An 8,085-nucleotide genomic window follows, 5' to 3' on the forward strand; every position below is an offset into this window, starting at 1 on the left:
CTATGGGGGCGTCGGCGGGGAGCCAGGGGACGGTGTCGAGTTCGGTGGCGGAGAGCCAGCGTAGGTCGGAGTGTTCCAGGGCCTGGGGGCGGTCGCCGTGCAGGAGGCGGGCGGCGTACACCTTGAGCACTGAGCGGCCGTGCGCCATCTTGACGTTGCGGCCGACCCGCTCGCCGATCTCCACCCGTACGGCGAGTTCCTCGGCGCACTCGCGCACCAGCGCCGCGGTCTCGCTCTCTCCCGGCTCCACCTTGCCGCCCGGGAACTCCCACTTGCCCGCCACTTCGGGCGGGGCGGATCGGGCGCAAGCAAGCACCCGACCGTCCTCGATGATCGCCGCTCCGACGATCACCTTCGGCTCTCGTCGGGCAGCCTGCCCGCCATCATTGGCCCGTTCGGTCTGCACGGCCGTCCAGCGTGCCAGATCAATTGGCGGTTTGGGTAGCGTAGTTGTCCGTCAGGGCAGGAATCCCAAGAAGTGTGGGCGTGGACACACCCTCCGTGCGACGTAAAACTAGAGGCACCGACAAGACACGGGGCGGCGACGATTTGGCCACAAGCCGGCAACGAAGCCTGGGAGGTGCGGTGATGCGTGCGCTGTTCGGGGGTCGCACGAAGCACGACTACCTCAGCGACGCTCTCACCCTACTGACTGGGTGGACGCGCGAGGGCGACCAGATCCGGCGCACCCTTGTCATCGACGACACCCAGCACGCGGCGTTGACCGAGCGGGTGAAGGTGGTCGCCGACGCGTTGCATCTGCGGCCGGAGATCAGCCGGCAGGCCGATCACACCCAGATCCGGGTCGGGCACGACAACAGCCCACTCAGCGAGGGTGAGGTTCTGTTGGCAGCCCGCATCGAGGACGCGTACCGCGCGGTCACCGAGAGCTGAGCCTCCCCGCGCGGTCACCGAGAGGTGAGCATCCCACCGCGGGCTGGGCATTCCCGATCTCAGCGCACGAGCTGGGCGAGGAGTTGTCGCGCCCGGGCGGATGCTTCGGCGGCGACGAGCCAGTCGTGGGTTCTTCCGCGCAACCGCAGCAGGGACCAGGCGTCGTCGCGCGTCGACTCGGCGAAGGTCAGCCCGACGGCGAGGGCGTGCGCGCACGGCACCAACCAGTCTTCGCAGTCGCATGTCGCTTCCAGGTCGGCCGGGTCGGGCACGAGTGCGGCCATCGTCGCGTTGAGATCCGGCGTACCGGTCGGGGGCAGGCGTTCCAGGAGCATCGCCATGACCAGTGGGCTGGTCTGGATCTCCTGCTCGACGTCCCGCCAGCCAGCCTCGGCCAGCGGTACGACCTGCCAGGTGACGTGACGGATCTCCGCACCGTCGGCGACGACCCCGGCCAGTACGCCGGGTGTCGAGGCCACCGAGCGGACCAGGCCGCGCCGCCGGTGCCGGCGCGCGTCCTTGATCACATCTTCGTCCAGCGCGGTGGCCTGGAAGGCGTCCCGGAGCAGACCGGGCCAGGACGGGCGGGTCATGCGGCGGCTCCGTTCCGCGTGACGAGGCAGCACGGGCGGGTCATGCGGCGGCTCCGTTCCATCTGACGAGCGAGGCGAGGGCCGCGTCGTCGAGGTCGGCGATCCGGAACGCCGCGTCGTCGTCGATGATCGACTCCGACAGGGCGCGTTTGGTACGCAGGATCGTGTCGATCCGCTCTTCGAGCGTGCCTTCGCAGACAAGTCGATGCACCTGCACCGGATGCGTCTGCCCGATCCGGTACGCCCGGTCGGTCGCCTGGTCCTCGACCGCCGGATTCCACCACATGTCGTAGTGGATGACGTGCTCCGCGCGGGTGAGGGTGAGTCCGGTGCCCGCGGCATGGGTGGAGAGCACCAGGTTGGCGAGTACGCCGTGCTGGAAGTCGTCGATCAGGCGCTGCCGTTGCGTGATGTCGAGTCCGCCGTGCAGGAAGTCGACGCCGATGCCCCGGGCGCGCAGGTGGTCGACGATCAACCGGCCCATCGCCACGAACTGGGTGAAGACCAGCGCTGGCGACTCCTCCGCGCTGGTGATGTCGATGATCTCGGTGAGCGCGTCGAGCTTGCCGGACCTGCCGGGCAGCTCCGGTTCGGTTTCCTTGAGGTACTGGGCGGGATGGTTGCAGATCTGCTTGAGCGCGGTGAGCAGCGCCAGTATCCGGCCCCGCCGGGCGTTCTCGTCGAGGTCGGCGATTGTGGTCAGGCTGTCGTCCACCACCGCCTGGTAGAGGCCGATCTGCTCGGCGGTGAGCGCGACCGCCTGGTCGGAGATGGTCTTCGCGGGCAGTTCGGGTGCGATCGCCGGGTCGTCCTTGCGGCGGCGGAGGGCGACCAGGTTGGTGAGCTTCGCCAACTGGATCCGGGGTGCCTCCGTTGCGTTCCTGATCGGGCCGGCGAAGTGGCGGCGGAAGGCCGACTTGCTGCCGAGCAGGCCGGGCGTCGTCCAGTCGAGCAGCGCCCACAGGTCTTCCAGCCGGTTCTGGATCGGGGTGCCGCTGAGCGCGAGCCGGTGCACGCTCGGGATGCCACGCAGCGCGTGAGCGGTCTTGGTGGAGTCGTTCTTCATCGTCTGTGCCTCGTCGGCGATGGCCAGTCCCCACCGGACGGCCCGGAGCCGATCGTGGTCGTTGCGCGCGGTGGCGTACGTGGTGACCACGACGTCCGCGTCCTGATCGAGGACCCGCGCCGCACCGTGGTACCGGGCCACTCGCTGGCTGGGGGCGAACCGTCGGATCTCCCGCTCCCAGGTGCTCAGCACCGACGCGGGGCAGACGACAAGTGTCGGCTCGGTGGCACCCCGCTCCCGCAACGCGAGGTGGAACGCGATGGCGGAGACGGTCTTCCCGAGGCCCATGTCGTCGGCCAGGCAGCTGCCGAGGCCGAGTTCGGCGTTGCGGAGCAACCAGGCCAGACCCTCGATCTGGTAGTTCCGCAGCGTCGCGTCGAGGGCCCGGGGTGGCGCGACGGCAGCCGGCGGGGCGGTGAGTACGGCGAGCTGCCGGCGCGCGGCGGCCGAGTCGGTGAGGGGCGTGACCTCATCGCCCCGGGTCAGGCTGCCCGACAGGACCGTCGCGGCCTGCTCGCCCGGGGCCAGCTTGCGCGGCTTCGGACGCTGGAGCCTGGCCAGTTGCCGGGGATCGTTGACGACCCAGGCACCGCGGACCCGGACCAGGGGACGTTGGGAGGCGGCGAGTTCGGTGATCTCCTGCGGGGTCAGCCGTCCGGCCGGGATCCGGAGCTGCCAGTCCAGGCTGCCGTCCTCGTCGAGGCTGACGGCCACGGTGGCGCTGGCGACACCCGGCGCCCAGGCGATGTGTACGCCGGCCTCGGCCAGCGTGTCCCGCAGCGCCGGGTCGAGCAGCTCGGCCACTTCGGCACCGGTCAACTCGGTGCGGGGCGTACCCATGGCGAGCCGCCCGACCGGATCCCAGATTCCCGCCGCAGCACGCAGCGTGTCGGTGGTCCGCCGATCGCTCGCTGCGGCGGTGGGGCCGAGTTCCGCCCGCCCGTCGTCGCTGACGTGGACGGCGAGGGTGAGGCCCGGACCATTGTCGACACCGGACCCGGCCACGAACGCGTCGACGAACCAGTCGACTGTCTCGTCGCGGTCAGTGGCGCTCAGCTGCCACCGGCCGCTTCCCGCGTGCCGCACGATCCGGCGCTCGGCGACGGCCTGTAGTGCCCGCAGCGCGGCGTCGCTCAGGTCGAGCAGCGGCCTGGCGGTGAGCAGTCCGTCGCGGCGGGCCGTCACGAGTGCTTCGAGGAGCTGAGCGAGGGGCACCCGCCGCTCCTCCCCACCCTGGGAGAGGGTCGCCCACCGGTCCGTCACCGTGGCCCGGCTGTCCGGCGCGACGAGAAGCTGATCGAGGTCGTTCACGTGCCGCCCCTTCCGGAAGGGGAACCACAGTAACGCGAGCTGACGATCTCGTGGCTGGCGTTGGCCACCTACCGTGGAACGCATGGCGAACGCGACGTACGACCGCAAGGAACAGTTCCAGCAGATCCAGAGTGGCCTGCTCGACGGAGAACAGATCATCGCCGTGTACGACGCCGTCGGCACCGGCACCGGGTTCATCGGGCTGACCGACCGGCGCGTGATCATTCAGGACCGCTCGTTCGTCGGCAAGCGGTACGCGATCACCAGCATCCCGTACTCGAAGATCACCAGCGTGAGCGTGGTCAGCAACAAGTCCTGGGGCGGCTCGTTCTTCTCCACCGGCTCCATCGCCATCCACGTCGGCACGCACACCTACGAGGTGGAGTTCCGGGGCGACCAGAAGAGCCACCACGTGCACAACGTCATCCTGCACTACATCAGCTGAGCAACCCTTTGCATCGACAGGCTTCAGTGCGAAGATGCGAGGTACGCCGCCCACCCGCGCACCTCACCTCGCGTCCGCGCGATCGGAGGGAGCAGCTCATGCCGCTGTCACCGCCCCAGTCGTCACGCACCGGTCACCGCGAACGCGCTCACCCCGCCGCACCACGTCGAAGCCGGCGGCGGGGCGCGGTGGTCATGGTCGCCGCCCTCGTCCTTGCCGCCGCCGGCACCACAGCGGCCGCCGGACCAGCCCACGCCACCGGACCAGCCCACGCCGCCACCCCGAACCGCACCGCGACACACAGCACCACAGCAGCTGACTGCCTGACCGTGCGGGCGTCGGGCACCTCCTGGCACACCGGGCCGGATCGCGGTGGCGTCCAGCGCGACTACACCATCACCAACACCTGCGACACGGCGGTGACGGGCTGGACGCTCGTCCTCGCCCTCGCCCCGGGTCACACCTTCCAGCAGGGCTGGAACGCCACCTGGACCGGCACAGGCACCGGGACCGGCACGGGCACCGGGACCGGCACAGGCGGCACGTGGACCGGGCGCCCGGCGGCGTGGAACAGCACGGTGGCAGCCGGCGGCTCGATCAGCACCGGCTACCTCGGCACCTGGACCGGCAGCCCGCAGGAGCCCGGCTGCACGTTCAACGGCACGCCCTGCGGCGTGACGCCGACCGCGAAGGTGGCGCTCACCAGCCCGACCGACGGCAGTGTGCTGGTCTCGGTGTGCGCGGTCCGGCTCACCGCCGAGGCACAGGCCCAGGTCGGCACCATCGCCCGGGTCGAGTTCCACATCAACGGTCAGCTCGTCGGCAGCGACACCACCGCGCCGTACGCGATCGACGTGCCACCCAGCCACCCGGCGCTGCTCGGCGGCACCCGGCACACGGCGTTCGCCCGGGTCGTCACGCTCTCCCCGGCCGCCACCGCCGACTCGCAGACCGCCACCTTCAGTCATGTGCCGCCGCCCCCGGCGCTGATGGTGGTCGCCTGCCCATCGCAGGTGAGGGTCCCCGCAGGCGGATCGACGACTGTGACGTTCGTGACGGTGTGCAGCGACACCCCGGGCCTGCACCTAGCGGTCATCGGCGACCCGGGGATCACCATCACGCCGACCGTCTCGCCGCCGGGCAGCCGGGAACACCGGATCACCGTCTCGGCCGCACCGGGCAGCGCCGGCGCCACCGCGAGGATCACCGCGAACGTCGACACGGGTAGTTGTCTGCCGGCCTCGGCCACGGTCACCGTCAGCTAGGCAGCCCCAGCCCGCGCAGCGCCTCGGTCAGGGTCGCCGCGCGGGCGAGCAGCCGCCAACCCACCGGCTCGCGCAGGTGCACCCGGCAGACCCGCCGGCCGATCTCGACAGTCACCTCCCGGCCGGCGTGGTGTTCGGCGAGCGCCAGGATCCCCGGCACCGGGTCGACCGGTCGGGCCGTGGCCGGGGCCTGCGGCACCGGGATCGGCACGCCGGCCTCCTCCGGCACGGCGGCACGCACCGCCTCGTCGAGGAAGCGCAGGCAGTGCCCGATCGCCGCCTCGACGGTGAGCTGATGCGGCCGACCCACCCGCTCCGGTGCCAGGCCGTCGCGCCCCAACGACACCACCCACCGCAGTCCCAACCCCGCCGGCCGGTCGTCGCAGACCCCCACCAGCGCCGACAGCGACAGCCCGTGGGCGAGCCGGACCAGGTCGGTCAGGGGCGGCACGTCGGGACGGCGGGCCACCACGATCAGCCGGGCACCGGGCCGCCCGGCGGCGGCCGAGGCCACGAACCGCCGCTGCGGGTCCGGGCCACCGGCGAGCACCAGACCCTCCCGCAACCCGAAGGTGAGCGGTTGGCCACCGTCGGCCTCGGTCAGGTCCTCCGGGCGTACGCCGAAATCGGCCGCCTGGTCCGCGAGCCGGTACGGCCGGTCGAGCCGATGGTCCGGTCCCACCTCGGGCCCGTCACCCGGCAGCCAGAGTTGGTGTTCGGCCCGCTGCTCCAGGTCGGTCACGGTGACGGTGAGTGCGGCGTACCGGCGGTGGCTGCCCCGGCAGCGCGGGCAGCCGCCGGGCACCGGTTCGTGGCCGGCGCCGCCGCAGAGCCGGCAGCCTGGCTCGGCCGGTCCGCCGTCGACGCGGCAGTAGCAGGCGACCAGCCGACTGCCGGGCACGCAGTCGGGGCATGGTTCGTACGGGATCGGCACGCCCTGCCAGCTCGGCGCTGGCGGTTCGGCGGCCCGCCGCAGCAGGGTCACCGTCTGGCGGGCCACCTGCCCGGTGTCCCGCTCGGTGAGCATCAGCGTGCTGCCGCCTACGCCGAGCCGGACGTGCCACCAACTTCCGTCCCGCCAGATCGCCTGGGCTCCCGGCGCGCGCGCCAGATCATCGGCGATCAGCTCACCGAGCCGCGCCAACTCCACCACCGGCCGCGCGGCCCGCCGTCGGCCGCCCGGCAACATGGTGTACGCGGGTGCAGCCGCCCCGCGCTCCCCCAGCCCGTACAGCGCGTCGGCGACAGTGGTCCCGGCGACCGCCGTGGCCAGGTCCGGCCAGTACGCCGACGTCTGCGCCGGCACCTCCCCGCCGGGCACCTCGTACCGCACCTGCCAGGTCGGGTTCCCTCGATGGGGCCGCCGCGCCTCGATCACCAGGTCGAGCCGGAGCAGGTCGGCCAGCTCGCAGAGCCGCCGCAGCCGGGCCTCCGGCAGGTCGGCCAGCTCGCAGAGCCGCCGCAGCCGGGCCTCCGGCAGCTCGGCGGGCGGCGCGGCCGACCGGGCCAGCCACAACCACCACGGCCGGTGTACCTGCCGGGCGATCGCCTCGGCCTCCAGCGCCAGCCGCTGCTGCGCCGGCAGCTCGGGACGCCACCGCCGATCCAGCGGCACGATCAGGGTGGCTGCCTCCCAGGGCCGGTGCCGTTCCCGCAGCACCTCGCCGGGGGTCCCGGCCCCGATGGTCGCCCGCTGCTCGTTCACCAGCCGGGTCAGGTCGAGGCACCACCCGCCCCGCTCGGTTGGCGTCGGCTCGACGCTGCCCGGTACGACGTTCGCCGAGGCCACCGCGCCGGTGTCCAGGTCGGCCACGGTGAGCACCAACTGCGCCCGCCGTCGGCCGCTGCGCCCGCAGTCCACACAGCTCAGGCTCACCCGTCCCGCGCCGCCGCAGACCTGACAGTCCTGGTACGCCCGCCCGACCTCGTCCCGCCACCCCACCAGCAACCGATTGCCACCGTCGCCGCACCTGCACACCTCGGTCACGGTGCCCGCGCCGGCACAGGTCCCGCACATGATCACCGGCGCGGGCGGCGGCCCCAGCCGTTCCGCATCCGACGGACCGGCCGATGCCGGGCCGCTCACCGAGACACCCGCCGGGCGCACGGCCCGTCGTGGTCGGCCCGCAGCAGGCACCGCCGGTTGCCGGGCAACCGCAGGTCACAGAAGACCCGATGGCGTACGCCCTGCTCGTCCTCGGCCGACACGGTGGTCTCGCCGGGGTCGGTGGCCGCGAGCAGACTCGCCCACCGCGCCACCACCCGAGCCAGCCGTACGGCCACACTCAGGTCCCCGGCGACCACCGGCAGATGAATGACGTACCGCTGCGCCATCAGTACCGCCCTCCGGCCGCATTGGCCCGGCTCACCTGCTCGGACTGCCACCGCCGCAACGCGTCCCGGAACCACACCGCCTCCTGCACACTGTTGCCCAGCGCGTCGTAGACGGCGGCCAGGTCATCGGCCACCCGATCCAGGAACTCCTGCACCTCGTCCGGATCGAGCCCCCGC

The 8,085-nt window shown here is 72.3% G+C and carries 9 protein-coding genes; 3 read left to right on the forward strand and 6 right to left on the reverse strand.

The window, feature by feature from the left end; translation table 11 throughout:
• On the reverse strand, nucleotides 1-406 hold a 406-nt coding region (locus tag C1I93_RS25875; RefSeq protein WP_111245893.1), incomplete at its 3' end, for a (deoxy)nucleoside triphosphate pyrophosphohydrolase.
• A 182-nt stretch (nucleotides 407-588) separates the two neighbouring features.
• On the opposite strand from C1I93_RS25875, the gene C1I93_RS25880 reads away from it, so the two are divergent.
• Nucleotides 589-894, forward strand: coding sequence for a 4a-hydroxytetrahydrobiopterin dehydratase (locus tag C1I93_RS25880; protein ID WP_111245894.1), 306 nt, complete (start codon nucleotides 589-591; stop codon nucleotides 892-894).
• A gap of 59 nt (nucleotides 895-953) precedes the next feature.
• On the opposite strand, the gene C1I93_RS25885 is transcribed toward C1I93_RS25880, so the two are convergent.
• Both C1I93_RS25885 and C1I93_RS25890 read right to left on the reverse strand, forming a co-directional pair.
• Nucleotides 954-1,487 carry an SWIM zinc finger family protein gene (locus C1I93_RS25885; RefSeq protein ID WP_111245895.1) on the reverse strand — a complete coding sequence of 178 codons (534 nt, stop codon included), beginning with the start codon at nucleotides 1,485-1,487 and terminating at the stop codon, nucleotides 954-956.
• Nucleotides 1,488-1,527: 40 nt separating this feature from the next.
• Complete coding sequence (locus C1I93_RS25890) at nucleotides 1,528-3,864, reverse strand: DEAD/DEAH box helicase (RefSeq protein WP_181445329.1); 2,337 nt, start codon at nucleotides 3,862-3,864, stop codon at nucleotides 1,528-1,530.
• An 82-nt stretch (nucleotides 3,865-3,946) separates the two neighbouring features.
• On the opposite strand from C1I93_RS25890, the gene C1I93_RS25895 reads away from it, so the two are divergent.
• Both C1I93_RS25895 and C1I93_RS25900 read left to right on the forward strand, forming a co-directional pair.
• On the forward strand, nucleotides 3,947-4,309 hold the full coding sequence (locus C1I93_RS25895) for a PH domain-containing protein (protein WP_111245897.1): 363 nt from the start codon (nucleotides 3,947-3,949) through the stop codon (nucleotides 4,307-4,309).
• Nucleotides 4,310-4,407: 98 nt separating this feature from the next.
• Entirely contained in the window at nucleotides 4,408-5,574 is a 1,167-nt protein-coding gene (locus C1I93_RS25900) for a cellulose binding domain-containing protein (RefSeq protein WP_111245898.1), read from the forward strand.
• On the opposite strand, the gene C1I93_RS25905 is transcribed toward C1I93_RS25900, so the two are convergent.
• From C1I93_RS25905 to C1I93_RS25915, 3 genes are all read right to left on the reverse strand, one after another.
• Nucleotides 5,567-7,660, reverse strand: coding sequence for a hypothetical protein (locus C1I93_RS25905; RefSeq protein ID WP_146603579.1), 2,094 nt, complete (start codon nucleotides 7,658-7,660; stop codon nucleotides 5,567-5,569). The genes C1I93_RS25900 and C1I93_RS25905 overlap by 8 nt on opposite strands.
• The gene (locus C1I93_RS25910; protein ID WP_111245900.1) at nucleotides 7,657-7,908 is read right to left on the reverse strand and encodes a hypothetical protein; all 252 of its coding nucleotides are present in this window, start codon (nucleotides 7,906-7,908) and stop codon (nucleotides 7,657-7,659) included. The genes C1I93_RS25905 and C1I93_RS25910 overlap by 4 nt, the downstream gene beginning before the upstream one ends.
• On the reverse strand, nucleotides 7,908-8,085 hold a 178-nt coding region (locus tag C1I93_RS25915), incomplete at its 5' end, for a DivIVA domain-containing protein (protein WP_146603580.1). The genes C1I93_RS25915 and C1I93_RS25910, both read right to left, overlap by 1 nt.

It is taken from the genome of Micromonospora endophytica, assembly GCF_003236305.1.
Classification (GTDB): domain Bacteria; phylum Actinomycetota; class Actinomycetes; order Mycobacteriales; family Micromonosporaceae; genus Micromonospora; species Micromonospora endophytica.